Genomic DNA, 25,881 nt, shown 5'->3' on the forward strand with positions numbered 1-25,881 from the left:
GCATGAATTCCAATATTTATAGGGTCTCCAAGCGTTTTGCAGGACTGACTAAGTAGATATCCACGAGAAACCCGTGGCTCTACATGGCTTCGCCGCACTTCGCGCATTACAATTCCTCACGGAATTGACCAACCAATCTGCACAGCACCTGCTTGCGCAACTGACTGAATTCCTCATTCACCCACAGCTAAAGTCGTGGTGCTCTGTCCTTCGGACCGCATAAAGGAATTTATTCTACGATGAGCAGATATACGTGTACAGTTGCACGTTGCAAACCAATCCAAATACAACTTCTAAGAAAACATAAAAAAATCTGTGATTTATAACGACAGATGATCTGATTTTTAGTCAGGGGTGCTAGTTATCAAACCAAAAGTCTAAAAAAATCTATTAACTTGTTGATTATAAAAGTTTATATTTATTTGAAGCAAGATTCCGCAACGAGTATGGTTAACATAATGCAAATCGTAAAAACCCACATAGAGATATGCATAAACTACTGTATTTAATAATAAAACATGAGTGGTGCCGACACCAAGAATCGAACTCGGGACCTTCTGATTACAAATCAAGTGCAATGAATAACTCACAACACATGACAACAAACTAAGACAATTATATCAAATAGTTAATGCTTTTCTGTTATTGCCATTTGTTGTGGTTTTTGCTAGTATTTTTTCTGTGAGTGTCCCACTAGTGCCCCATAAAAATATCAAGTCTGATATAGAATTGCGTTTGTTCAAGATGTGTATCATGTTCTAGCCAGCTTAATCATTTTGGTGTGGATTGCATGTTAATATTTTACCTGATTACGTAGAACCTTCAGCCAGTATTGAACTCGGAATAGATAATACAACTACTGAATCTATAAGGAGAAGGATTATGAGTAAGAACAAAGTCCAATTCCAGAAAGGGTTGAGTTTAACTGATTTCATGGCTGAGTATGGGGATGAGCAGCAGTGTCGAAGTTTTATTTTTAAAGTCCGTTGGCCGCAGGGATTTTGTTGTCCTGAATGTGGTTATGATAAATTTTGCGAGATCAAGAGCCGCAAGTGTTTTCAATGTAATCGCTGCCATCATCAAACCTCTTTATTGTCGGGAACGATTTATGAGCAGACCAAGCTTCCATTAAGCAAATGGTTCTTAGCCAGTTATCTACTTACGCAGCATAAGAATGGTTTATCTGCCTTGACGCTTTCACGACAATTGGGTGTTTCGCATAACACTGCTTGGAGTGTCAAACATAAGTTGATGCAAGTTATGTTGGAAAGGGAACGCAGTCAACCCCTGTCAGGTCGGGTTGAAATGGATGATGCCTACTGGGGTGGAGAAAAGCAAGGCGGCAAAAGAGGAAGAGGCAGTGAAAATAAAACGCCCTTTGTTGCGGCGGTAGAAACCACTGAAGAAGGTCAGCCTGTTCGAATAAAAATGCACAAGGTTAAAGGCTTTCGGAAAGAAGAGATTAGACACTGGGGCCAGCAACAGATAGAAAAGGACAGTCATGTCATTACAGACGGTTTATGGGCCTTTAAAGGCTTGCAGGATATTGGAATCAAGCATGAAGCCATTGTAACAGGAGGTGGCCGTAAAAGCGTCGAGCTACTGGCGTTTCGCTGGATCAATACCCTGTTGGGCAATGTTAAATCTGCGATGCAAGGAACCTATCATGCGATTCAATCAAAACATCTGCCACGCTATCTGGCGGAATTTGAATATCGATTTAATCGGGGGTTAAGCTCGATGCGATAGTACCTAGATTGGTTCGTGCATCAGTTCAGACGCCACCCATGCCGGGACGACTGCTAAAACTGGCTGAAACTTCTTGGTAATCAGGATATTTTATATCTATACAAACTTGCCCACAAAAGCCACAAAAGTATCACCAATCAAGGTGTCAATGCCGGAATAAAAATGTACCGGATAGAGCGCCAGAATAGATTACTGTATGCACACGCACCTAAAGTCTTAAGTTCGTAAAAATACTATTCACGAGTAGATTGTATTGATTGTGGTAAGAAATAAAATCTGAGCCTTGGAAACTATCCGAGTTATTAGGCATTGTGAGTCGCTTCATCATCGCACTCAATAGTTGCTATATGGATTTTGATATGGACGCATTGTGTCGGTGTTTAATCCTCTGCTTCTATCACGGAGTATTGACTTACCACCATCCTGACCGATTGATTGGCCACCACCGGGCCCAATAGAACGTCCACCTCCAGGACCTATAGAGTCACACCCACCGGGGCCGATAGAACCCGGAATACAAACCCGCCAAGCCTGTGCATTTACGTTTGCAGTAACGTATAACACTAATGCTGCAATTAAAACTATTTTCTTCATCTCCATTCTCCCCGTTATAATGTTGACGTTTGCTAGGCGCTGCACTTAACGCCTCAATAATCGACACAACCTTGCTGAGTCCAGCAAAGAACACGCGTAATTGATTAACTTGTAAGTATTTCTGTCTGACCACTCCGCATCTAACCAAGCGCAAAGTTCTGTAATGTGTCCGTTCAAAGGGGACAACTCCATTCGGCTGGTCGAACAACATCTTGATATCTGCATGCGTCTCGCATGAACTCAGCTTCACAGATCCTACATTTAGAGTTGCCTGAAGTCCATTAACTGCCTCCATCGGATCGGTCATATTTTCTTCCCGTTTGTAGCTAACTCGCGACTGCGATACCTAACGTCAACCCTTATCGGCGCAGCCAATGCAAGCATCCGCTGGAACGTTATGTTAGTGAAACTTTCTCTAGAAAATCAAGATATTTTCAACCCACCTGGCGGCCAATTTGCGCGTTTCATCGAGTTTAACTGGCTCTGCGCTTCTGAGAAAGCGAATGGCTTCGCCCCTATGCCGACCTTGCTGAATAGTTAGGGAGTTTGCCATTCTTCCCATATCATTCCACTCATCTCTCGTGATGCCTAACTGTGCAATTGCAGCATTCTCTGAACTAAAATTTTTGGAAAGTGCATCGCGAATTTCGTACAAATGCACCAACTCATTTTTAGGATCGCTCACAGACAGCTGATAACTTTTGAGCATATGGTCGAGAGTTGCATCACATGCTCTATGCTTATAAACTAAGGCGGCAAACTTACTTTGATTATCGAGACGCTTTTTTTTGTCTAAAATAACATTCTCGTCTTTATCATGAACAATTAAATCAACTGCTCCAGCGATCACAGTCATTACGAAAGAATCTAACTCTACAAAGTGATGCTTACTACCATCTTCTTGAATGTCGGAACGAGATGCTTTGCTCAATTTGAAACTGCGGTGCGTCATTATTTGAACAGCATGCAACCTGCTTTCTATTTTACGAGTTAATTCATTACTAATATCTTGCTTTTTCAAGAAATAATTTAGGAGTAACGTTTGCTAGCGCAACCCCATCCTTGATTTCGAGAGTTCCCCCTTCAAATTCAATTGAAATCGGTTCCTCCAAATAATCTTCGGGAGAATAACTCCACTCCAATTGAACCGTTATAAATTTACTCATGCCGTTATTTCACAAATAGATAATTATTTATTTTTTGCATATCTTCCATGTCTTTGGAATTAAACGCAACAGTATTGTTATGTTTATATGATCAGATATCTGAGCAAGTGCATAATAACCCACTACTGTCCCGTTAACATCTAATTGAGGCGGCCTGATTCAGCTTAAATTGGTATAATAAGTTTGCTTATAACTTGTTGAACCGATATAGGAAATCAGGCCATGTCACATTATAATACGATCTTTTCACAAATACTAAAATTTGTACCGAGACATGAGTTTGAGACTCTGGCAAAAGAACATCATTCAGGTCGTTCATTCCGCACTGCATCTAGATGGTCGCAGTTTGTGACCTTGGCGATGGCACAATTGGCAGGACGGAAGAGCTTGCGAGATATTGTTGAAAATATCTCAGTCCAGGCGCATCGTCTCTATCATCTGGGTAGTGTGAAGTTGACGCGTTCCAACTTGTCTCGCATCAACGAAGATAAACCTTATGCGTTATATGAGTCCCTGGCGGGAAAGTTATTAAGTCGTTGCCAGGGAATGACACCAGGCCACAATTTTCGCTTCAAGAACCCACTCTATTCATTGGATACTTCTACCATAGACCTTTGTTTGTCGGTCTTTCCGTGGGCAAATTTTCGCACGACAAAAAGCGCCATTAAGCTTCATGTCGGATTGAATCACAGCGGCTATCTTCCTGAGTTTGTCGCCATTACGGAAGGCAAGACCAGTGATGTTGAGATTGGCCGTACACTGCAATTTCCCCATGGTAGCATTGTAGCTGTTGACAGGGGGTACTGCGATTACGGTTGGTACAACCAATTGACAGAGAAAAAGATATTCTTTATTACTCGCCTCAAATCCAACACTAAATTCAAGGTTGTCAGTCGTGAGCCGGTCTTGAAGTACAAAGGATTGAGCAGTGATCAAATCATCAAGTTCACTGGTTTGAAGTCAGCAAAAGAATGCCCAACTCAGCTGCGGCGTATCGGTTACCGAGACAAAGAAACCGGCAAACATTATGTGTTTCTAACCAACAATTTCAAGTTATCAGCCAAAACCATTGCTAATATCTATAAGGCACGCTGGCAGGTAGAGTTGTTCTTCAAATGGATTAAACAGAATCTGAAAATCAAGACTTTTGTTGGGACAAGCAAGAATGCAGTCATGACTCAGGTTTGGATCGCTGTATGCGTATATTTGCTATTAGCATTCATCAAATTTCAGTCAAAAATGAGCAAAAGCATGCAACAAATTCTGCGATTATTGCAGCTCAATTTGTTTGAAAAACGTGACCTCATGGCTTTATTGCGTGGGGATTCACTCATAGATGAAAATGCTAACAATTACCAGATGGACTTGGTGTGAAAGTTAACGGGACAGTAGTGATAATAACCCCAATCCTCATGAGCCAACGGTTCATTCTTTAGCAAATCTCTACTCTGCCGCCAATTAGGTAAAAATTTGCCCATAAGACATTTGAAGTTGTCATTATGGAGTCTCTCGTGCAAATGAACGAGTTCATGGACAACAATATATTCAAGGCATTCTGGCGTTTTTTTGGCGAGTTCTAAATTGATCCATATCCGGCGATCAGTAATATTGCAGCTTCCCCATTTTGTTTTCATTTTCTTAACACCCCAACTATTGGCTTCTTTGCCAACTATTGGCTGCCATTTGTTTAAAAGCTGAGGGATAACTTTCTTGATTTGGCGGCGATACCAGTTATTTAGCACTAAAGCCCGATTCTCCTTACTTGTCCCAGAAGAAACATGCAGAATCATTCTTGAATTGTTTTTCAGAGACAAATCATGCTTTCCCTGGCGTTCAACAACCTCAAGTATGTAACGTTTCCCTTGATAATAATGGCTTTCTCCTGAAACATATTCACGCTCAGTTTGGCGAGGCTGCTTCTTGAATTCTTCCTGACGCTTTTTTATCCATGACAAGCGCGAGACGATGGCAAGACGTACATTTTCATTTGTAATATGCCTAGGAACTGAGACTCGAACACTACCTTCAGGAGGGTAGACAGCAAGATGTATGTTCTTGATATTTTTCCGAACAATTTCAACGGGAATATCAGAAACTGTGATGAACTGACTAGCGATATTCATATTGATTTTTCACCAACTCAAATATTACTTCAAGTAGGCTATCATCGTCTAATTCTTTACTGATTGCCTTAGCGACCTCACGCTCCTTTATCCGGTTTCCTACCCAATCAGCTTTTTTTGTATGCCTCACAGCAGTATCGATCTGAAGTGCCAATGTTTCATTCTTTTCCAAATTATCATAGAGTGCCTTTTTAGCAGGCGTATTGATTGGGCTCGGATAGGCTGAAGGATCAATCCCTCCAGCATTAACAACCTGAATGGACAGTTCTTTTACTTTTTCCAGATATTCTTTGTAATCAATGGCCTGTTGCCTGCGTTCTTCGATAAGCGCATCGAGTAACTCGGACATTTTTTCATAGTATTTTGGATTAACAGCCTGCTCATCAATGATAACTTTGCGCATATTGTTTCCAATAGTTTCAGCCATCGTTTCTTCATTTGCCTTCATAGATGCAGGCATTGAATCAAGGGCACCTAAACCTTTTTGCACGATTAAATCGATTAGGCCAAGTTCTTCAAAATCCGCAATCACTTCACTGCCTTCAGCACGAATATACGTATCCAGTAAATGACGCATGGCAGGCTCATAAAGCTTCATGTCAACATAATCACCACTTGCCAGCTTAATTTCTTCGCGAATTTTATTGAAACGTTCAACTTCCTGCTTGATTTTTGCTGCTTGCTCAGCCGTATAACCTGCATCCTCCAATTCATTAGCAAGGTTCGCGTAGTCTCTTAGTAAACTTGCCACAGATTTGTAAAGAGTAAGCCGTTTTGCCTCATTAGCGCGTAGATCATCGGGTTTTGCAGTATCACCACAAAAATAATGAATATATTCTTTCTGACCTTTAGGCTCTAATACCGGTTCGCATAACGCTTTAACGGTTTCTCTTGCTTCCTCTAATTTTTCCTTTGCTTTTTCCAGTCGGTCAGACAGCAATCCGGCAACATCTGAGGCTTCATAAGCATCAAAAGCACCGCTGGTGTAATCACCGATAGCACCTTCAAGACGGTGAAACAGGTCTTTATAGTCAATAATATAGCCATATTCCTTGTCTTCACCATCAAGACGATTAACACGGCAGATTGCTTGGAACAGACCATGATCGCGCATTTCCTTATCGATATACAGATATGTCGCGGATGGCGCATCAAATCCAGTCAATAGCTTATCGACCACGATAAGAAGGCGCATTTGCCCAGGCTCTTCTATAAATTTCTTCTTAACCTGTTTTTCAAATTCTTCCACCATATACATGGCTTCGTCTTCAGGCTTTTCAAAATACTGCGCCAACATGCGGCGGTATATTTCATATTTACGAAGTTTTTCAGTCAGACCTTCGCCAGATTCTTCGCCTTTTATATCAGCGGGTGAAGGTTGATAGCTCGTAATAATGGCGCATTTCCCAGAGAAATCTGTTTTATTAAAAATCTCAAAAACCTTACAGGCCTGATAGATACTGGAGCAAACAAGCATTGCATTGCCACGGCCATCCATAAGCCTTGGCTTGGTCTCCATATCCATCAAAATATCGTTGACGATTTGCTCTAGCCTGTCCTGACTGGACAGTACTTTTTGCATCGTGCCCCATTTCAGTTTGAGCTGAGCCCTCGCCATATCTGAAAGGCCTTTGGTTTTCAGATCAAACCACTGATCGACTTTCTTTTGGGATGTTACATATTGATCGATATCCCGTGCTTCATAACGAAGATCCAGAACCACACCATCGGCCACCGCTTCATCGAATTTATAGGTATGAATAAAACTGCCGAATATCTCGATACTTTTTTTCTTATCCGCTTTGAGTAAAGGCGTACCTGTAAAACCAACAAACATGGCATTGGGTAAAATGGCTTTCATGGCCTCATGCAGCTTGCCTGACTGCGTGCGGTGACATTCATCGACAAAGACAAAAATATTGCCCTTGGCGCTAAAATCTGAAGGGATGCTTGCTTTCAATTCATTGATAAAATCATCGGCGTTTTTATCATTTTCATCTTCCGATTGCCTGCCAAATTTATGAACCAGAGAACAAATAAGCCACGTGTTTGTTTGGTTTAACGTGCCGATTAAATCAGCGCCGCTTTTACTGCGGTAGATTTGTTCGTTAACACCGGTGAAGACTTTCTCAATCTGGTCATCCAGCTCAGTTCTATCCGTTACCACCAAAACACGCGCACCCTCAACATTTTCGCGTATCCATTTGGCCAGCCACACCATGGTCAAGCTTTTGCCTGATCCTTGTGTATGCCAGATAATGCCGCCCTCTTTACGCTTCACATGCTCCTGAGCGGCTTTGGTTCCAAAATACTGATTATGGCGGCAGGTCTTTTTAACACCCGCATCAAACACGATGAAGTTATGAATAATTTCTAAGAGGCGTTCTTTACTGCACATTCTGCTAATATGAAAATCAAGCGGATTTCCGAAAGAATTATCAAATTCTTCCTTCCATTGATAATAGTGCTTTTCTGATGTTTCGATGGTTCCGTAACGAAGCCCTTCAGTGTCATTACCGGCCATCACAAGCTGCATCGTGGTGAAGAAATTACGAATGAAAGCTTTTTTCTGATTATCCAGATTCTGGCGAATTCCTTCGCCCACAGATACGCTGGAGCGTTTAAGCTCGACAACACCAAGGGCAATACCATTCACGTAAAGAACAAGATCAGGGCGTTTTTTATTTTCACCCTTGATTGAGACTTCCTCTGCGATAGCAAAGTGGTTGTTAAGCGGATTATCCCAGTCGATCAACCAAACAGTTTTATTCTGCTCCCCAGCACCTTCTTTAACTTTAACGCCATAGCGCAGCAGGCTATAGACCTCCTTGTTTGCCTCATAAAGATGTTTGCCATCGCCTAAGGCACTGGCCAGTTCCAAAGTACGGAAAGTTCTATTAATGAGGGCGTCACTAACCCTGCGACCAGACAGCCATTTGCTGAGCAGTCCTTTTTCAATATTGCTGTTATTGCTACGATCCTGCCAGTTACTGAGATATTCATATTTCAGGTGATCACGAAACAGCTTCACGACCCTGCTTTGTGTTGCTCGTTCTTTCTGGCCGATTGCGCTCATGACATCCTCTTTGCTTTATGCAACTTGCGACAACTGAGCCACATCAACCAAGCGCGTGCGGCCAGTGAGCAATTCCTGCATCATGCCTTGTTTGATGGATTTGGTTTTATCCAATTTCCCAGTCAAGTGCGCAAGTTCGACATCCATCGCATTTAGCATAAGTGCGATTTCATTTTGTTCTGTTATATCAGGAGCAAGAAACTCAAAATTCACAAAATCTTTTTGATAAAGGTGTGTAATTGTTGAACCTGCTGTAATTTTGGCAATAAACTCATCAAATATTCTTGAACTGAGGACATAGTATAAAAATAAGGGATCAAACTTATTATTAATTGGGCGGATTACGAAAACACCGCTATTTAATGTGGCAGGAAGCTCCAAGTAATCAACGTAGCCAACTTTCCCAATAGTTCCGTCTTTGGTTAATAGAACATCGCCTTTTTTAAGTTGGATATTCCTGTCCTGATCGTAACGCCATTCATCAACAAAATGGCATGTAGACCAATTCACTCTTCCTCCAGCAAAGTCAGTGCCAGTCACCAAATAGTAAGCACCTGAATTAAGATACTCTTTCGTTGTTAAAGCTTGCCATCCAATGCGAGCTTTCAAATTAGCATTATTTTCTATTTGAATAAGACTCCATTCACCACCAAACCCCGACAAGCGTTTTTTGCCGGTGAGGAATTGTTGCATGGTGGCGGTTTTGATGTCGCGCTTTTTCGCAATCATTTTTTCCAACGAAACAATCAATTCATCAACATCGGATAAGGCTTTGGCGATGGCTTTTTGTTCTTCTATTATAGGAGGAAGAGGAATTGAAGTTGAATTTATGAGGCCTGTATTTAGGTTCATTTGAGAACCTGTTTGTCCGTGCTTAGACCAGTTTCTCTCAATGTCACTTAGAACATAATAAAGATATTCTTTACTGACTGTTATCGTTTTGAATACAACAAATCCATCGTGAATGCATACATTTAGTCGCGTCAAAATTGGTCTCCCAACAGTCGCGCAAATACTCATTACTAGATTATCTTGTTCCACATATCTACTATTTTCAATTCCTTTTTGTGATAGAAACTGAGTAGTTTCATATAAATATTTTTTAGCTTTAGAAACATCAGAAATTCGAAGCCATCCAACACTAGAATTATCATCGAACCAAACAGGGCTATTAATCGGTCTAGGTGATGCACCGCGTTGTATATTGGCAAGATAACCTAGTTTTGTAGAATCCCAATCCTCAGGAATTTCGCCGACTTCTGTTTGTTTATATCCCGGCCTTACCATGACAGTCCCATTTTTTTCAGGTGGCCTTCGACAAGCTCGCTATAGGTTTCTACATCCTTACTCAAGGACGGCAGAGTCTCAGCGTAGCGTTCCTCCAGCGTTTTGACACGATTGGCGAGTTGCTGGGTCATGCGCTCAATCTCTTCGATAATTTGCTTCTCAATTTTTTCAAACCATTTATCATTTACAATCAGGGCTTTTAACTCGTTCTCTGGAATGTTCGGAATTTTCTTAAAGACCAGATTATCCAGTTCATCCTTAGCGGCTTTGACGGCGAATTTACAGGCGGATTCTTCATTGACCAGCTCAAGGCACTTCTTAAGCGCCACAATTTCATCTTGATCTTTTGATACTTTGACGCGATCGTTCAGCCCTTTTTGATTTATTTTGCCACTGTCGTTTTTGGTGGCTTCAATCAAACCTTCATCGCCACTATTTTCCTCGATAAAACTTTCCAGCTCTTGTGTGGCGGCTTCGTAATTGGATTGCAGTTCATCAAGTTTTTGTTGTTTATCTGCAAAGTAGCGGGCAATGACTAACGCGGGTGGAAGGATATCGCTTTTATAGCGTTTTTTGCTTTTGGATGCGCCAAATTCGAAGTCGTGATCTTCTTTATAAACGGCCTTGCCGTTTTTATCCTTAACCGGCACCAATTGGCGCACCACATTGGCGGCTTTCCAGCCATCTTGAGCAATCATGTAAACATCGTCTTGCATGATTTCTGCCCAGTAATCCATCAGGATTTGATAGATATCGTACTTGCTGAGCAGTTCGGCATTTGTATATTTACTGAGCAGGCTTTCCGAAATATCCGAAATATCGAAGATCAGTTCTTTCGGACTATCACCGACTCTTATATTCGAAAGCTCGCTTTCATGCTCTGACTTCCAGCCTTCAAACAGGCTCAAGCTTTTGGCTTTGAAAGCAGTGAATTCATCATGCCCAAGAATGGTGGTTTTGACGTTTCTCGCTTCGACCAAGGCCTCGGCATAATTTTCACGGGCGCTATCTTTAAATAAAGTTTTGCGCATGCTTGGAAACACGTCCCAATAATTTTGAAGCACATCAATATCCCGCTTTGGAATTCCGCCATTAAGGTGGGCATTCAGGTCATGAATATCCTCTGGTTCACTGGAATCTATATAGCGCGGAATATTGAGGTTGAACTCATTCTTACCTACAATTTCATCATAAGGTACAAGGCGGGAGAAGCGATCAAGCACGAGCTGCTTATTAAACACATCCACGATTTTATGGATATCCTGAGCGCGAAGACGGTTTTTATTGCCATCCTTCATAAAGCCTTTGCTTGCATCAATCATAAAGATCGGTCGCTCGGCTTTTGCGCCTGCTTTATCAATGACAATGATACAAGCCGGAATGCCCGTGCCATAAAACAAGTTTGCAGGCAAGCCGATGATGCCCTTGATATAACCTTGACGCACGATATTGCGGCGGATATCCGCCTCGGCATTGCCACGGAATAACACGCCGTGAGGCAAAATGATCGCGCCTTTTCCGGTGCTTTTTAAAGATTTAATGACATGCAGGAGGAAGGCGTAATCGCCATTTTTCTCTGGCGGTGTGCCGTATTCAAAGCGTTTATATTTATCCTCGGCGACATTAATGCCGCTGCTCCAGGACTTAGACGAAAACGGGGGATTGGCTACGGCATAATCAAAGGTTTTCAAGCTGCCGTCATTATTGATCCAATGGGGATCAGAAAGAGTATCATCCTGCCAGATATCAGCCGATGGGCTATCGTGCAGGATCATATTCATCTTGGCCAAGGCTGCGGTGGCGTTATCGTTTTCCTGCCCGTAAAGCGTTAAGCCGTTAGGGGCCGCATCGTTAACTTTCAACAATAACGAACCCGATCCACATGTTGGGTCGTAGGCTGTTTCATCCTGACGAGTTTTTTTGCTGATATCCAGAATTTTGGAAAGAATCTGCGACACTTCCGATGGTGTATAAAACTGCCCCTTGCTCTTGCCGGATTCTGTTGCGAAATGGCGCATCAGATATTCATAGGCATCGCCGAGAAGATCATCACCTTCGGCTTTATTTTTTCCGAGATTTATATTTTCGAAGATTCCGATGAGGTTGGTTAACCTATCGACCATTTTTTGGCCTTTACCTAAACGCTCTTCGTTATTGAAATCGTTGTCTGGACTGGAAAGCCAAGCCATGTCATTCTCAGTTGCCAGCTTGCCGATGATTTTATTAAGCTGATCGCCAACGTCTTTCTTATTCTTCTGTGCAACCATGTCGGAGAATGAACCACCTTCCGGAACAAAGATGGGTGCATGCTTCTGTCCAGCATATTTGTCAGAAACATATTTCACGAAAAGAAGGGTCAGAATGTAGTTTTTATACTGCGATGCATCCATACCCCCGCGAAGCTCATCACAGCTTGCCCATAGGGATGAATATAATTCTGTCTTCTTAATTGCCATTTTTTATTCCTATCCTTTATTTACTACTTTTCGATCAGATCTAAATTTCGATATCTGATTGCTTAAATAGCCAACTCTCACAAACTTCGAAGCCAGGTATTTTATCTATAAAACAGCATTAACCTTTAATTGATTAATGGCTAACGAGTGTAATATATAAAAACACCACCTAATTTCTTTATCCTAAAGCGTGAGCTTCAGAATTGAATAACTCCTGATATAAGTTTGAAGAAATAATATGACGTTGTTCTTTGGCACTTAATGAATCTTTACAACGAATAAACCGAATAATATCTTCAATTGTGATTTTCATGCCTGTCTTGTATTCCAATTTCCTGATTCTGTTTTTTAGCATCGCAAAGTTTTTATCATACAAAATTAACTATTATTATTTGATGTTTCGCTGATTCGGCCTGAGCAAGCTGTTTCTTCTGCTCAAGTGTCCATTTATCATCAAATTGGATCAGCACACATAGTGATTTATTTTGAGTCTCAAGTGCTTGTTCTAATTTTATCAACCTATTTTTTAGACTCATTTGCATCCTCCAGTGCCGTTAGTCTTTTTTCCAGTTCATCCAACTCTATAACTCTTGCTAATGTACCTAAGCTAGTCAGCAGTGCGTTTCCTTGACTTGGTGTCAAGGTTCCAGTGCCAATAGCTTGAAAAATCGCTTGCCCTTGAGTAGATAAATCAGCATTTTCTGGCAGGTTGATCTCAACATGTTGTTCAATCGGTTTCATCGGGGGTAACACACGTTCCAGTAATAACCTTGCTGCTTGGGCATCGCCTTCCTTGGCTTTGATTACCAATTGCTTGATAATGTCCGGCACATCCTTTGCAATGCTTGCTCTAAGCTTAGCGACTTCACCAGTACCGGGCTTACGTCCCTTTGGATTGCCAGATTCACCAGATTTCCAGCGCCCACGTTTCTTTTTTTCTGTTGTAGTTATCATTGTTTTTTTCCTGCTCTATCAAGTAAAATTAAATGCGATTTGAGTAGTGTTGTTATTTTCTTTTCCGTAGAAACTCGACCACAAAAGCCACAGAAGTGTGTCATAACGAACCACTCAGAATTGAAGGATTAACTTCAAAATCTCGGCTGGGTCTATGTGCCACCTTTTTTGCTACCCTTGCCCGTATAAAGTGGCGTTCTATCAGAAGGTCGATTACAGGTTGTATATCTGCAGCTCGCTTATATCGTGACTTATGGGCATGGTGACAATCTCGAAAAGTAAATTCTGAATTACCTTCGCGCTTAATCCATCGTAATATTTGACGCGCACCATCTAGGGCAGGGTCAGCCCCCATCAGGTCGAAGGCTACTAATGCATGTAAGCTTAATACTTCCGCCATGCTAATAGCGGCTTCCACGTCATGTTTGCCGATTGCGTAGAATGCAGGTTGATCGAAGGCGTAGCGGGTGCAATGTAACAAGCCTGCAATACGAATCACTGCACCGGATAATTTACCTGCCCAATCGGTAATATGGGAAAACACGCCACCTTCACGCATTGCGATTTCATTCCTATCCCAAAAAGCTTTCCATACCTCATAAGCATCGGATTTCAATTTGAGCGTGTAGGGTTCGGTAGTGAACTCACCAGTTTTATTCTTTGTTAGATTCAGCAAGGCAGTAATGACACGTGAATAAGCTGCTTTAATATCGTCAGATAGTGGGCTAGTGTTGCCTGTACGATAGCCAATCAAGCTATGTGGTAAAACATAAAGAAAACGGCCAAGCAAACCACGCCCACGGAAAGATTTGTTTGCAGTGATGCCGCGCAATACGTCTGGTTGCACTGCCAGCCCAATGGTCAGCGCAGGGGCGAATAAACTTATGCTTGCCCGCCCACCACGATCTACTTGTACAAATCCCCCGGCATGGCCTTGCAAATATAAATCAATGTTTGGCACACCGCCGCTATACCGTCCGCCCATTGTCTCAAAGATGCCGCCCTCATCACTCATCACCGCCATACGTTCATCGTTCAAGCTCATTAATGTACCTAGCCGTTCCGTAGTTACATCTTGTGCCAACACTTGTGGTGTAGTTGGAATAATTGGCAATGCTGCTTCGAAATTAACAATATCTTTTTGCAATTTGGAAAATTCGATAGTGTCATCCATGACCGCCTTAATTTGTTTGCGCTTTTCTTTAATCTTTTCCGATTGCGTAGCGTGTATAGATTCAGCCTCTTTGATGTGCGGCGCTAAGTTTATGGCTTGTTCTTTTTGCCATTCGATAATAGGCTTGTTGATTGCTTTTTGCACTGCCGTTTTGATATTTGCAGGGGGTAAGGCAATACATGCCCAGATATTTATCGGTTCAAAGTAATCCTGCTTAACTCGTACCTGGTACTTGCCCGCCACCGCCGCTGATATTGCCGCTAGTACTAGCATGGATGCCATCTCAATTGGCGTTTCGGTAGACTCAGCCAGACCATTCACGAAGTGTTGAATTTCAACCGGAAAAATTTCACAAGGCCATGCGGGCAATGCCGCTTCATCCAAACTAATCACAGCTTGCCATTCCAGATCCTCTGTTGCGGTATCTGCTCCTGTGTCAAAGTAGCTTAAATTGCTTTCTGTGGTTGAATTGTGAGGATTAATCCATCCTTGCATCTTGGCTTCATGCAGAATGGTTCTATAAGTGATTTTACCTTGCGTGTTACGACACGCCCGCCATTTTTTGTGCGCTTCGTGTGCGTCATATTTATCCGATGATTGCGACCATTTGTCCCAAAGGCTAAAGCCATCTTCACCATACGGATAAAGCGCAAGGGCATAATTCGCCCATAACGGATATGGATCAGCCGATATAAACTCAAGTGCGGATTCAATGTCAGCAAATAATCCCGCCGTCATCACTTGTTCGCCTTGCATGGCTTCGGCTTTTTCATTCACTGACTTGCGAATGAGGTTAAACAGATTCAGCGGCATCGGTGAAGGTTTAACACCTTCTAATGGGTCAGCTTCCAATTCCTGCCATGAATAGGCGCCTTGTCCGCCCAGTGTTGGCTCAAGCACGATATATCCGTTATGCTTTATATCAACGCCACCGCCCAAGTCTTTCAACTCATCCCTGCCACTATAAGCAAACACACGATGCCACCCGCCGCCCTGTGTCATTTGCACCACGTCCGAAGTAATCGCGCCATGTCTCGCTTCGATCTGCTCAATTGTAAAATTTCCACCATGACGCGGATCAATATCCACCGCCATCAAGCCAGATTTTTTCAGGTTTACGCCCATGCCTGCTTCGGGATCGGTAGTCCACCACTTACGAATGATCTTTACATCGGTTGTGGCTTCATCCATACCACGTGGAACTAAGCGACCATGAGGATGCTTTCCAGCTTTGTGAGTGGCTTGCATGCACTTTAAATCACCGCATCGGCATTGCTCGCTCTCAGTGTTCCATAATGGAAATATGTGCCAGCCGATTTCTGCATAGGCCAGTGCATATTCAAGATTAGTTGCGAATCTGTGGCTGTACTGTTTAGGTGCGGATATTGATTTGTTAAGCTTATTCATCGTTATTGTCCCCGCTATTTTTCAAAATGGCATAGCGATTAAGCAACATGGTAAAATGCTTATGTTTTACTTGAGAAGTCGCCGTGATGCTTTGGACAGTTCCGGCGGCTTTTCTTCTGGGTCTTTTCGGATTAATTGGGCGCATAATTACTTACCCCCTTGTTGCTCATCAATCCACTGGAAAAACTTGACCTCATCAATTAGCAGCTTTCTGCCTATTCTTATTAGGGCAATATTCAATCCATTACCTTTGATAATGCCTTTTGAAGTCTTGCGATCTTCAGCGAGAAAAATTAAATTGCGAATTGCGCCTTGTGTGAATGCATGATGCTTATCGCTGAATTGGCGAACGGTTAACAAAGTGCGTGGTTGTGGGGGTAAATCAGGGTAAGCGGATTTAATCGCTTGTGAAGCTATAGTCTCTTGCATTGCGTTTGACTCCTAAAATCTGCTCGTTGCGGGGCAATGTTGCACCGTTAAACTTGAGTAAAATCTAACACAATGATTTGTATGGTAATAATTCGGAGGAAAAGTGGCGGTGTTTTGGCGGAAAATGGCGGAAGTAGGGCTCATTCGCTATAATAACTTGGCGGGAATGTGGCGGAATTAATCAAAATATCCCGTAATAACATGCTTCATATCTTTGCTACGATTAGGCAGGTTGTTTTTTAATTTACGATCTGCATATTCACGAGTGCATAGCCCTTCAGTGACAAGCCAATCTGCAACTTTTGCCGGATTGTATTGGAATGGTCGGACATCGCCTTGGCGGGCACACTTTAAGCCGTTGCGTGCGGCTCTTTCAAAATGTATTTTCCATTTATCTTGTGTAACCTTTTCAAACAAAGCAGTAATTCCCGCTTTGTTCATCGCGTCAAATAAGTCGTATATTTCCGGCTTTAATGGTTCGTCAGGTATCAACTCTGTATTAGGTTTCGTATTTTCTGTTTCTATTTCTGATTTCCCGTTTTCACTTTTGATAGTTTTTTTTATAGAGTCTGTGTGTCCAGAAGGTTCTAATATTTCCATCACGGCAGTCTCAAACAGATAGAACATGCATACGTCGGGTGCCTCTAGCCAATCCTTAGATTTAAGCATTGGCTTATCTAGATCGTGATTACGTCCCCATGTAAGCCATTCCTTAGGTGTTTTGTTGTTAAAACCTTCATTGTCGGCTAAATTTAAGGATCGATTGATCGAAGAAACCATCTCATCGGGTAGATTCTTTGCCCCGTCCCTGTATTCTTCCCACGATTTAGGATCTGAGCCATTCATGAGTGATATTGCTTCATTAGCAAGTAGTTGCTGTTTTCTCGCCCACAAATCCCATTCTTTCCTGATAGAGAAAGTAACAAAAATGTAACCCGCGTGTATGGCTGATGTATTCTCTGGGGCGCGTTGATACACGTACACTGCCTTTGTTTTCTCCAATGAACGCCTGACAGATTCAATGAGACGTGTCATCCCATCTTTCGTGATGGTTGATTGCAGCGGATCAGGGGAACCATCATTTTCCTTGATAACCGAACCTTCAATAGAGCCATTCTCGATAGAGTCACCGATGTTGCGAATGGAAAGATCAATTCCTCTGACAAGAGAATCGCGCAACATCGAGTCAGTTTCAGCAGAAACAAAATGCTCTACTTCTTTATTTGCTTCTTGGATTGCCTGCTGCATAGTTACGCTACTAGGCTTGTTCATACCGCATCCCCGAAAATCTTGTCATTCATAGAGGCAACCACACGCGCAGTATGCCCTTCGCTTAAGTGGGCGTAACGCTTTACCATCTGCAAAGTTTTATGCCCCAACACTTCGGCAATTTCCGCAAGGCTTGCCCCATTCATTGCAAGGTATGATGCTGCACTATGGCGCAAATCATGGAATTTAAAGTCTTGAAGTTCTGCTTTCTTAACGGCTGTTTCCCAGGGCGATCGTAAATCCATAGGCTTTTGTGGCGTATTTTGCTTGGCTGGAAAAAGTAAATTGCAATCAATTCGGCGAACTTTGGAAAGCTCTTTTATTAATTCCAAAGCATGGCCAGTAATTGCCACGGCACGGCGCTCACCATTCTTGGTTTCATGCAGAATCGCACGACCTTGGTTTAAATCTACCACTTCCCAAGTTAAACCCATTATTTCACCTTGACGCATTCCGGTAGATAATGCCAGCACAACAACACTATAAAGATAGGGATTGCTGGATTCCTTGCAGGCTTTTAATAAGCTTATACGCTCATCATCGGATAGGAAACGAACCCGTCCGCGTGATTCCTGGGGTTTGGTTACTTTACGCATGGGGTTATCTTCTAGCCAGCCCCATTCATTTACCGCAATAGTAAAAGCATGAGATAGCGCGGCTAAATATCGCACTACGCTTGCCGATGAACGAGGTTTATTACGTACAGTGATTTCTCGACCTAATTTGTCTTTGCATTGTCCCAATAATGCGCTTGTTACATCAGCTAACGAATAACTACCTATCTCTGACTTCCACCATCCCAATTGCTGGGCTTGGTCTTTTGCACTTTTCTTTTTTGGTAAAACTTCCCGACAATAGCGATCTATTAATTCGGCCAGAGTGTGACGCTTAGCTTCCGTTGTTTTGAAGTGTCGGCCTTCACGAATTGCCGATTCTGTTTGTTGCGCCCATTTCTTAGCATCAGTTTTACGCTCAAATGTAGCAGACTGGATGGGAAATCCTTTTAAGCGTATCTTGACTCGATAGCTTGTTTTTCCATCATTAGAAATCCGTTCTTCTATATTTGCCATAATTGCCTCGCATGTGATTAAACACTGCAAGCAGATTACAACAAAGCGCAATAAATAACAACATCTGATTATCAATCATAATAAATATGAATTAATAATGCTATTAATCAATATATTAATATATATTTATTTTTTATAAGGACACTCATGGGGTAATTGAAAATAAAAAGGGGTGCTTTTGTGGCTTTTGTGGTGCGATTCTATAAAAATGCCAAAATAAAAATGGGGCATAAGTATTGCACTTTATTATTTGCTAGTGCCCCACTATTGCCCCAATACTAGATACTGTCAGTTTATTTTATTACTAAGTTATTGTTTTAATGGTGCCGACACCAAGAATCGAACTCGGGACCTTCTGATTACAAATCAGCTGCTCTACCATCTGAGCTATGCCGGCAGTTGAGTAAGAATAATTTCAAATGAATAAATTTATTTGATTATTCTAAGCTTTGGCTTACGTATTCTTTTTTCCTGACTTACCTTAGATCTCTGATCTAAATTACTATTCTTGATAGCACTCATAGCTTCCTGATCTCCTTCTTTTTCATCAGAAAAAGTGATACCTTGATTCACTTCCTTGGCAAAGATACTTTTTATAGCATTGATTGGTATCTCCAGTTTTCTTGCCATGCCGTTAAATCTTGCGGTAAAACTCACAATATCATTATTAATAATGAGTTCTTGCACAGCATTTACGCTTATATTAAATACGATGTCGTTGTTTTTAATATATTCCTTTGAAACAAACAATTCCGGAAACGCTTGCACGGAAATATGAGGCGTAAAACCACTGTCTAAGCACCAATCATAAATTGCACGAACTAAATAAGGCTTAGTTGAGTTAGTCGTCATTTTCGCATTACTTTTTCTGAGGCTGACAATGCATCAATGAATAGCGGTCGGCTAAACAATCTTTCAGAATATTTTAATAATGGCGCTGCTTGTTTGGGAAGGCGAATTCCAAAATGTTCTAAGCGCCAAAGCAGCGGTGCTATCGCAACATCAAGCATAGAAAATTCATCGCCCAACATAAATCTTTGCTTCTCAAAAATTGGTGAGATGATCGTTAAATTATCAGAAATAACGGTTCGTGCCTTGTCTATTATTTTCTGATCGATGCCTTCAAAAGCATCAATGTGGCAAAATAATTCTTCCTCAAAACGATACAGCAGTAATCGTGCGCGAGCACGCATAACCGGATCAGCTGGCATTAATTGCGGATGTGGAAAACGATCATCAATGTATTCATTAATAATGTTTGATTCATACAATACCAGATCACGTTCCACCAGCACCGGCGCCTTCCCGTATGGACTCATTACCGCCAAGTCTTCTGATTTATTATTAGGGTCGACATCAATCACTTGGAAGTCCATATCTTTCTCGTGCAATACAATTCTGCAACGATGACTGTATGGACAAGTAATTGTTGAATATAACGTCATCATAACTATTATTCTCTGACTCTAGGCTATTTTATATATGTGGCAAACGACGTCAGTGAATATCTCTCCAATATTCTTTCTTCAGGAAGTAAGACAATACCAACATACCCAGCAGGAAAAGCATCACCTTAACACCTAATTCTTTTCGTTCATTGGCATGTGGTTCACCCAAGTAGACTAGATAATTTACTAAATCACCTACAAATTTATCAAATTCTGCCCCAGTCATTTGACCTGGTTTATCCAGCAACAAACTCTTCTGATCACCATTCACTTCCAGTTTTTGCTCACCCTGCAATTGATAAAGCACATGAGGCATCGCGGCGCGATCAAATACCAAATTATTCCATCCAGTTCCGGTCGCATCATCACGATAAAAAGCTTTTAAATAAGTATACAGCCAATCGGCCCCTCTTGACCGTGCAATGACTGACAAGTCAGGCGGAACTACACCAAACCACTCCTCAGCTTCTTTAGTGCGCATAGCAGACAACATCAAATCGCCAACTTTCTGCCCTGTATGGACCATTTTTTCAAGTATTTCTTCATTGGTATAGCCAATATCACGATGACGGTTATAACGCATATAACTCGCACCGTGGCATGTCAAACAAAAATTAACAAAGCTTTCTGCACCGCGCTGCAAAGAAGCATTGTCAGTTATATCTACTGGAGCCCGCTCTAATGGCATGCCAGATTCAGCAGCATACACACTAAATGGAGCCATGCATAAGATTAATATAGCAACAATGGTTATTTTCTTCATTTTTTTACTCTTGTAGTCTTTTTGGCTCAGGTTTGGTTTTATCAATCTTGCTATACCATGGCATCAAAATAAAGAATGCAAAATATATCACGGTAAAGATTTGCGCTAGCAGTGTATACAAGGGAGTTGGTGATTTCGTTCCCAACCAGCCCAATACGAAAAAGCTGATAACAAACAATGTCAAAGCGATTTTAAAGTAAGGACCTTTATAGCGCACTGATTTAACAGGACTCCGATCCAACCACGGCAATAAACAGAAAATCACCACGGATCCCGCCATCAATATTACACCCCATAATTTTGCTTCTATCCCCAGAAAGTTGACAGTGACAGCACGCAACATTGAATAATACGGCGTGAAATACCAGACGGGCGCAATGTGATCAGGTGTTTGTAACGTATTGGCAGGTATGAAATTGTTATATTCCAAGAAGTATCCGCCCATTTCAGGCGCGAAGAAAATAATCCCGCAAAATATAAACAGGAACACCACGACGCCCACAATATCCTTAACCGTGTAATAAGGGTGAAAGGGTATGCCGTCAACAGGGATTCCCGTTGATGGATTTTTATTTTCCTTTATTTCAATCCCATCAGGATTATTTGATCCGGTTTCATGTAAAGCAAGAATATGCACAAATACTAAGACCAACAAAACCAATGGCAACGTTACGACGTGATAAGCAAAAAAACGATTAAGTGCTGCATCTGAAAGGGTAAAATCACCCAAAAGCCATTGTTGAAGGGTGTCTCCGATGACCGGTATTGCTCCAAACATACTGACAATTACTTGCGCTCCCCAGTAAGACATTTGTCCCCATGGCAAGATATATCCGGTGAAGGCTAAGGCCATCAGCACAAAGAATATACACATGCCGACCAACCACAAGAGCTCCCGCGGTTTACGATATGAACCATACAACATTCCACGGAACATATGAAGATAGACCACGACAAAGAACATCGATGCACCGGTAGAATGCATATACCGGATTAACCAACCGTAATCCACATCACGCATGATATATTCAACCGACGCAAAAGCCTGACTAGCATCCGGCTTATAATTCATGGTTAGAAAAATACCGGTAATTAACTGATTAACTAATACCAGCAAAGCCAATGAACCAAAGAAATACCAGAAATTAAAATTCTTTGGCGCATAGTATTCAGAAAGATGAGCTTTCCAGTTTGATGTCAATGGAAAACGCTTATCAATCCACTCGATCATGGAATTAAATAAATTACTCATTTACGCAGATCCCTCGCTTTCAGATCCAATTAAAAGACGACTATCACTCAAATAAACATGAGGAGGTACAACCATATTTGTTGGAGCCGGCACATGCTTATAAACACGACCCGCCAAATCAAATTTTGAACCGTGACACGGACAGAAAAAACCACCCAACCAATCAGGCCCCAGATCTGCGGGCGCAATATCTTTTCTAAATACGGGAGAGCAGCCTAAATGAGTGCAGATACCTTCGGTAACCAGTATTTCGGGTTTGATTGATCGCGTGCGATTTTTCGCATATTCCGGTTGCTGATTTTTCTCCGAATTCGGATCAGCCAATTCATCTTCTAATTTTCCCAGAGTTTCCAACATTTCTGGTGTACGACTCAAAATCCACACCACCCTACCTCGCCACTCGACCATCAACAGCATGCCAGGCTCAAGTTTTGATATATCTACCTCTACCGGAGCCCCTGCTGCTTTAGCGCGCTCACTCGGCATCATACTTAACAAAAAAGGCGTTGCTATCGCAGCGCCCGCAACACCACCAGCTACAGAAGTTGCCGCGACTAAAAATTTTCTTCTGCCGCTCATCTTCTCACTTATGCTGAAACTATCTGCCATCATATTCAATCATTCCATCAGTAATTTTTTTCACGCAACCCTATCAATAAAAGGGAATTTTTACTAGATCCCCATCGCTTCTGCTAATTTATTCGCCAATGCTTGTTTCAAAAGCGCGCAGTATACCACAATCATTATAAGGATTATAAAAAACTCTATGCAGGTTGCTCTGTCTGAGAGTCAAGTAAAAAAGCTGTGTATGTATTATTTACAAGCTCATTACTTAACCTTTCCGTGACATTGTTTATACTTCTTACCAGAGCCACAGGGGCATGGTTGATTACGCCCTATTTTCTCGTCATTACGCACGAATGGCTGATTCTTTTCGGCCTCAACATTGCTTCTACCTGATTCTTCTCCAGTTATCTCATCATAATTATCATGATGATACTGAACATTCTCTGGCGACCGCAGTGTCTCTGTCACCGCTTCCACTTGTTGTTCACTTTTTATTTGAACCGTCAGCAGTATCTTTGTTACTACGGTCTTGACTTCTTCAAGCATATTAGTAAAGAGTCCAAAAGCTTCCCGCTTATATTCTTGTTTTGGGTTCTTTTGCGCATAACCGCGGAGATGTATGCCTTGACGCAATTGATCCAATGCCGCCAAATGCTCTCGCCAATGAGAATCAAGAATTTGCAACATTACAACACGTTCATAGTGATGAATTATTTCTGCACCAACCGCATCAACTTTTTCCTGATATTTTTTATTGGCCAGATCAATGATTCGCTGATTCAAACTTTCTTCATGCAAATCAGGTTGCTGCTCAAGCCATTCTCTCACTGGAAAGTGTAACTGAAAATCTGTCACAAGCGCTTTCTCAAGTCCGGCCACATCCCATTGCTCTTCAACGCTCTGCGGTGGTATATACACATTGAATAAATCATTCAATACGCTCTCACGAACCGCTGTGATGGTTTCCGAAATATTCTGCTCCGCTTCTAATAATTCATTGCGCTGCTGATAAATCACTTGCCGCTGATCATTGGCGACATCATCGTATTCCAGCAATTGCTTGCGCATATCAAAATTTCTTGCTTCGACTTTGCGCTGCGCGTTTTCAATAGCCTTTGTAACCCAAGGATGCTCGATCGCCTCCCCTTCGGGCATATTTAAACGCGTCATAATATTTGCAACACGATCAGAAGCGAATATTCGAAGCAGTGGGTCTTCCAACGAAAGAAAAAAACGACTGGAACCTGGATCACCTTGCCTGCCCGATCGACCACGCAATTGATTATCCACCCGACGCGACTCATGCCGCTCAGTGCCGATAATATGTAATCCTCCATTCCTCAAGACTTCTTCGTGAATTTCTTTCCATTTCTCCGAAACTTCACTAATTTGCTTTAGTTTAGCTTCCTCGCTTATCTTTTCATCATGTCGTATCCGTTCAATTTCTGGTTCTGGATTCCCTCCCAGCACAATATCAGTTCCACGACCTGCCATATTGGTAGCAATTGTAACCATTTTAGGTCGTCCAGCTTGCGCGACGATACTCGCTTCACTCGCATGTTGTTTGGCATTCAAAACTTGATGCGGCAACTTTTCTCGCTCCAACAGCTTAGATAGTAATTCGTTGCTTTCAATGGATGTCGTACCTACCAGCACCGGCTGCCCATGCTCATAGCATTCTTTGATTTCTAGAATAATGGCTTCATTCTTCTCTTTTGTGGTACGAAATACCAAATCCATCCGATCATCACGAATCATTGCCTTGTGCGTCGGAATAATAACGGTCTCCAATCCATAGATTTGCTGAAACTCGGCTGCTTCCGTGTCCGCTGTTCCTGTCATACCAGATAGTTTCTGGTACATACGAAAATAATTCTGAAAAGTGATGGAAGCAAGCGTCTGATTCTCTTTTTGAATAACCACCCCCTCTTTCGCTTCTACAGCTTGATGCAATCCATCGGACCAACGGCGTCCAGCCATCAAACGTCCGGTAAATTCATCAACGATCACCACCTCATCATTCTGCACAACATAATGTTGATCCAGAAAATATAAACCATGTGCACGCAAACCTGCGTTTACATGATGGATCAAATTAATATTGGCTGGATCATAAAGACTAGTTCCTTGTTTCAATAATCCAGCAGATGCTAATAATTTTTCAGCGTGCTCAAAACCAGATTCGCTTAATGTAACCTGATGAGATTTCTCATCGACACTATAATCACCTGGACTGTCTTCCGCTTCTTGACGTATGAGTTTGGGAATCAATGCATTGATACGTATATAGATTTCTGTATCACCTTCCGCCTGCCCTGAAATGATTAATGGCGTGCGTGCCTCGTCAATCAGGATTGAATCCACCTCATCCACAATCGCAAAATTAAGTGCGCGTTGCACTCGTTCATTTGTGTGCGTCACCATATTGTCACGCAAATAATCAAACCCATATTCATTATTCGTACCATAGGTGATATCTGCGGCATAAGCAGCCTGCTTATCAGCATAAGACATCTGCCCATAAATAACGCCGACACTCAACCCAAGGAACTGATAAATTTTCCCCATCCAATCGGCATCACGTTTTGCCAGATAATCATTCACGGTAACAACGTGCACACCATTACCCGACAGCGCATTTAAGTAAGCCGGTAAAGTGGCCATAAGCGTTTTACCCTCACCCGTGCGCATCTCTGCAATATTACCCTCGTTTAATACCATACCGCCGATAAGCTGTACGTCAAAATGACGCATTTGCAACACTCGTTTGCCAGCTTCTCGCACCACAGCAAATGCTTCCGGTAGTAAATCACTTAATACCTCACCATCTTGGATACGCCGCTTAAATTCATCCGTCTTGGCACGCAAATCTGCATCCGATAAATCCGAAATAACCGATTCCATTTCATTAATAGCGCGCACGACCTGAGAATATTGTTTAATCATCCGGTCGTTACGACTACCGAAAACTTTCTTGAGTAGATTACCTAACATAAATAAGTCTCTTATAATTCCATATTTGAACAATCAGTTAAGAAACGAAGAATGAGCTTCTCTCTCGCCCTGCAATATCCCTGAGGAATATAACAGGCCGTTG

Annotated in this window: 21 protein-coding genes, 1 tRNA gene and 2 pseudogenes; 2 read left to right on the forward strand and 22 right to left on the reverse strand. The window is 42.0% G+C overall.

What is annotated here, in order from left to right; translation table 11 throughout:
- The first annotated feature begins 882 nt into the window (after positions 1–882).
- Positions 883–1,829, forward strand: a pseudogene (locus QZV86_RS04855) (IS1595 family transposase).
- Between the two features lie 253 nt (positions 1,830–2,082).
- On the opposite strand, the gene QZV86_RS04860 reads toward QZV86_RS04855, so the two are convergent.
- The 3 genes from QZV86_RS04860 to QZV86_RS04870 form a co-directional block, all read right to left on the reverse strand.
- Positions 2,083–2,343: a hypothetical protein gene (locus tag QZV86_RS04860; protein WP_295624598.1), complete on the reverse strand. Its 261-nt coding sequence runs from the start codon at positions 2,341–2,343 to the stop codon at positions 2,083–2,085.
- A gap of 415 nt (positions 2,344–2,758) precedes the next feature.
- Positions 2,759–3,364, reverse strand: coding sequence for a hypothetical protein (locus QZV86_RS04865; protein WP_295624600.1), 606 nt, complete (start codon positions 3,362–3,364; stop codon positions 2,759–2,761).
- On the reverse strand, positions 3,345–3,509 hold the full coding sequence (locus QZV86_RS04870) for a hypothetical protein (RefSeq protein ID WP_295624602.1): 165 nt from the start codon (positions 3,507–3,509) through the stop codon (positions 3,345–3,347). Before QZV86_RS04870 ends, QZV86_RS04865 begins: the two co-directional genes overlap by 20 nt.
- A gap of 222 nt (positions 3,510–3,731) precedes the next feature.
- On the opposite strand from QZV86_RS04870, the gene QZV86_RS04875 reads away from it, so the two are divergent.
- Positions 3,732–4,883 (forward strand): IS4 family transposase, encoded by a 1,152-nt coding sequence (locus tag QZV86_RS04875; protein WP_295624604.1) that lies wholly within the window; start codon positions 3,732–3,734, stop codon positions 4,881–4,883.
- Here the strand turns inward: QZV86_RS04875 and QZV86_RS04880 are convergent.
- From QZV86_RS04880 to secA, 19 genes and pseudogenes are all read right to left on the reverse strand, one after another.
- Entirely contained in the window at positions 4,862–5,632 is a 771-nt protein-coding gene (locus QZV86_RS04880; protein ID WP_295624606.1) for a SprT family zinc-dependent metalloprotease, read from the reverse strand. The genes QZV86_RS04875 and QZV86_RS04880 overlap by 22 nt on opposite strands.
- Positions 5,619–8,708: a type I restriction endonuclease subunit R gene (locus tag QZV86_RS04885; RefSeq protein ID WP_295624608.1), complete on the reverse strand. Its 3,090-nt coding sequence runs from the start codon at positions 8,706–8,708 to the stop codon at positions 5,619–5,621. Before QZV86_RS04885 ends, QZV86_RS04880 begins: the two co-directional genes overlap by 14 nt.
- Positions 8,709–8,723: 15 nt before the next feature.
- Positions 8,724–9,995 carry a restriction endonuclease subunit S gene (locus tag QZV86_RS04890; RefSeq protein ID WP_295624610.1) on the reverse strand — a complete coding sequence of 424 codons (1,272 nt, stop codon included), beginning with the start codon at positions 9,993–9,995 and terminating at the stop codon, positions 8,724–8,726.
- The gene (locus tag QZV86_RS04895; RefSeq protein ID WP_295624612.1) at positions 9,989–12,451 is read right to left on the reverse strand and encodes a type I restriction-modification system subunit M; all 2,463 of its coding nucleotides are present in this window, start codon (positions 12,449–12,451) and stop codon (positions 9,989–9,991) included. The genes QZV86_RS04890 and QZV86_RS04895 overlap by 7 nt, the downstream gene beginning before the upstream one ends.
- 40 nt (positions 12,452–12,491) lie before the next feature.
- Positions 12,492–12,569: pseudogene (locus QZV86_RS13785) on the reverse strand ((2Fe-2S)-binding protein); the annotation flags it as partial.
- Positions 12,570–12,819: 250 nt separating this feature from the next.
- Positions 12,820–12,987 (reverse strand): hypothetical protein, encoded by a 168-nt coding sequence (locus QZV86_RS04900; RefSeq protein ID WP_295624614.1) that lies wholly within the window; start codon positions 12,985–12,987, stop codon positions 12,820–12,822.
- Complete coding sequence (locus QZV86_RS04905) at positions 12,971–13,405, reverse strand: DUF5681 domain-containing protein (RefSeq protein WP_295624615.1); 435 nt, start codon at positions 13,403–13,405, stop codon at positions 12,971–12,973. Before QZV86_RS04905 ends, QZV86_RS04900 begins: the two co-directional genes overlap by 17 nt.
- Before the next feature lie 100 nt (positions 13,406–13,505).
- Positions 13,506–15,986, reverse strand: a complete 2,481-nt coding sequence (locus QZV86_RS04910) for a DUF3987 domain-containing protein (protein ID WP_295624617.1) — start codon at positions 15,984–15,986, stop codon at positions 13,506–13,508.
- Positions 15,979–16,131 (reverse strand): hypothetical protein, encoded by a 153-nt coding sequence (locus QZV86_RS04915; RefSeq protein WP_295624619.1) that lies wholly within the window; start codon positions 16,129–16,131, stop codon positions 15,979–15,981. Before QZV86_RS04915 ends, QZV86_RS04910 begins: the two co-directional genes overlap by 8 nt.
- Positions 16,132–16,133: 2 nt before the next feature.
- A complete protein-coding gene (locus QZV86_RS04920) occupies positions 16,134–16,415 on the reverse strand; it encodes a hypothetical protein (protein WP_295624621.1) in 282 nt (93 codons plus the stop codon).
- A gap of 177 nt (positions 16,416–16,592) precedes the next feature.
- On the reverse strand, positions 16,593–17,687 hold the full coding sequence (locus tag QZV86_RS04925) for a hypothetical protein (RefSeq protein WP_295624623.1): 1,095 nt from the start codon (positions 17,685–17,687) through the stop codon (positions 16,593–16,595).
- Positions 17,684–18,754: a site-specific integrase gene (locus QZV86_RS04930; RefSeq protein WP_295624625.1), complete on the reverse strand. Its 1,071-nt coding sequence runs from the start codon at positions 18,752–18,754 to the stop codon at positions 17,684–17,686. The genes QZV86_RS04925 and QZV86_RS04930 overlap by 4 nt, the downstream gene beginning before the upstream one ends.
- Before the next feature lie 321 nt (positions 18,755–19,075).
- A tRNA-Thr gene (locus tag QZV86_RS04935) sits at positions 19,076–19,151 on the reverse strand.
- Positions 19,152–19,183: 32 nt separating this feature from the next.
- Positions 19,184–19,606 (reverse strand): ClpXP protease specificity-enhancing factor, encoded by a 423-nt coding sequence (locus QZV86_RS04940; RefSeq protein WP_295624628.1) that lies wholly within the window; start codon positions 19,604–19,606, stop codon positions 19,184–19,186.
- Positions 19,603–20,202, reverse strand: coding sequence for a glutathione S-transferase N-terminal domain-containing protein (locus tag QZV86_RS04945; protein ID WP_292921466.1), 600 nt, complete (start codon positions 20,200–20,202; stop codon positions 19,603–19,605). The genes QZV86_RS04940 and QZV86_RS04945 overlap by 4 nt, the downstream gene beginning before the upstream one ends.
- Before the next feature lie 49 nt (positions 20,203–20,251).
- Positions 20,252–20,965 (reverse strand): cytochrome c1, encoded by a 714-nt coding sequence (locus tag QZV86_RS04950; RefSeq protein ID WP_295624664.1) that lies wholly within the window; start codon positions 20,963–20,965, stop codon positions 20,252–20,254.
- Between the two features lie 4 nt (positions 20,966–20,969).
- Positions 20,970–22,217 (reverse strand): cytochrome bc complex cytochrome b subunit, encoded by a 1,248-nt coding sequence (locus tag QZV86_RS04955; RefSeq protein WP_295624632.1) that lies wholly within the window; start codon positions 22,215–22,217, stop codon positions 20,970–20,972.
- On the reverse strand, positions 22,218–22,829 hold the full coding sequence (gene petA / locus QZV86_RS04960; protein ID WP_295624634.1) for a ubiquinol-cytochrome c reductase iron-sulfur subunit: 612 nt from the start codon (positions 22,827–22,829) through the stop codon (positions 22,218–22,220). It abuts the gene before it with no gap.
- A 216-nt stretch (positions 22,830–23,045) separates the two neighbouring features.
- Positions 23,046–25,778 carry a preprotein translocase subunit SecA gene (gene secA, locus QZV86_RS04965; protein WP_295624636.1) on the reverse strand — a complete coding sequence of 911 codons (2,733 nt, stop codon included), beginning with the start codon at positions 25,776–25,778 and terminating at the stop codon, positions 23,046–23,048.
- Positions 25,779–25,881: the final 103 nt, after the last annotated feature.

This window comes from uncultured Nitrosomonas sp. (genome assembly GCF_902826915.1).
GTDB lineage: Bacteria > Pseudomonadota > Gammaproteobacteria > Burkholderiales > Nitrosomonadaceae > Nitrosomonas.

Excerpts from the sequence above, each read along its gene's own strand:
- QZV86_RS04860 (WP_295624598.1), bottom strand. The coding sequence starts at position 2,343 with ATGAAGAAAATAGTTTTAATTGCAGCATTAGTGTTATACGTTACTGCA.
- QZV86_RS04870 (WP_295624602.1), bottom strand. The coding sequence starts at position 3,509 with ATGAGTAAATTTATAACGGTTCAATTGGAGTGGAGTTATTCTCCCGAA.
- QZV86_RS04875 (WP_295624604.1), top strand. The coding sequence starts at position 3,732 with ATGTCACATTATAATACGATCTTTTCACAAATACTAAAATTTGTACCG.
- QZV86_RS04880 (WP_295624606.1), bottom strand. The coding sequence starts at position 5,632 with ATGAATATCGCTAGTCAGTTCATCACAGTTTCTGATATTCCCGTTGAA.
- QZV86_RS04885 (WP_295624608.1), bottom strand. The coding sequence starts at position 8,708 with ATGAGCGCAATCGGCCAGAAAGAACGAGCAACACAAAGCAGGGTCGTG.
- QZV86_RS04890 (WP_295624610.1), bottom strand. The coding sequence starts at position 9,995 with ATGGTAAGGCCGGGATATAAACAAACAGAAGTCGGCGAAATTCCTGAG.
- QZV86_RS04895 (WP_295624612.1), bottom strand. The coding sequence starts at position 12,451 with ATGGCAATTAAGAAGACAGAATTATATTCATCCCTATGGGCAAGCTGT.
- QZV86_RS04900 (WP_295624614.1), bottom strand. The coding sequence starts at position 12,987 with ATGAGTCTAAAAAATAGGTTGATAAAATTAGAACAAGCACTTGAGACT.
- QZV86_RS04905 (WP_295624615.1), bottom strand. The coding sequence starts at position 13,405 with ATGATAACTACAACAGAAAAAAAGAAACGTGGGCGCTGGAAATCTGGT.
- QZV86_RS04910 (WP_295624617.1), bottom strand. The coding sequence starts at position 15,986 with ATGAATAAGCTTAACAAATCAATATCCGCACCTAAACAGTACAGCCAC.
- QZV86_RS04915 (WP_295624619.1), bottom strand. The coding sequence starts at position 16,131 with ATGCGCCCAATTAATCCGAAAAGACCCAGAAGAAAAGCCGCCGGAACT.
- QZV86_RS04920 (WP_295624621.1), bottom strand. The coding sequence starts at position 16,415 with ATGCAAGAGACTATAGCTTCACAAGCGATTAAATCCGCTTACCCTGAT.
- QZV86_RS04925 (WP_295624623.1), bottom strand. The coding sequence starts at position 17,687 with ATGAACAAGCCTAGTAGCGTAACTATGCAGCAGGCAATCCAAGAAGCA.
- QZV86_RS04930 (WP_295624625.1), bottom strand. The coding sequence starts at position 18,754 with ATGGCAAATATAGAAGAACGGATTTCTAATGATGGAAAAACAAGCTAT.
- QZV86_RS04940 (WP_295624628.1), bottom strand. The coding sequence starts at position 19,606 with ATGACGACTAACTCAACTAAGCCTTATTTAGTTCGTGCAATTTATGAT.
- QZV86_RS04945 (WP_292921466.1), bottom strand. The coding sequence starts at position 20,202 with ATGATGACGTTATATTCAACAATTACTTGTCCATACAGTCATCGTTGC.
- QZV86_RS04950 (WP_295624664.1), bottom strand. The coding sequence starts at position 20,965 with ATGAAGAAAATAACCATTGTTGCTATATTAATCTTATGCATGGCTCCA.
- QZV86_RS04955 (WP_295624632.1), bottom strand. The coding sequence starts at position 22,217 with ATGAGTAATTTATTTAATTCCATGATCGAGTGGATTGATAAGCGTTTT.
- petA (WP_295624634.1), bottom strand. The coding sequence starts at position 22,829 with ATGATGGCAGATAGTTTCAGCATAAGTGAGAAGATGAGCGGCAGAAGA.
- secA (WP_295624636.1), bottom strand. The coding sequence starts at position 25,778 with ATGTTAGGTAATCTACTCAAGAAAGTTTTCGGTAGTCGTAACGACCGG.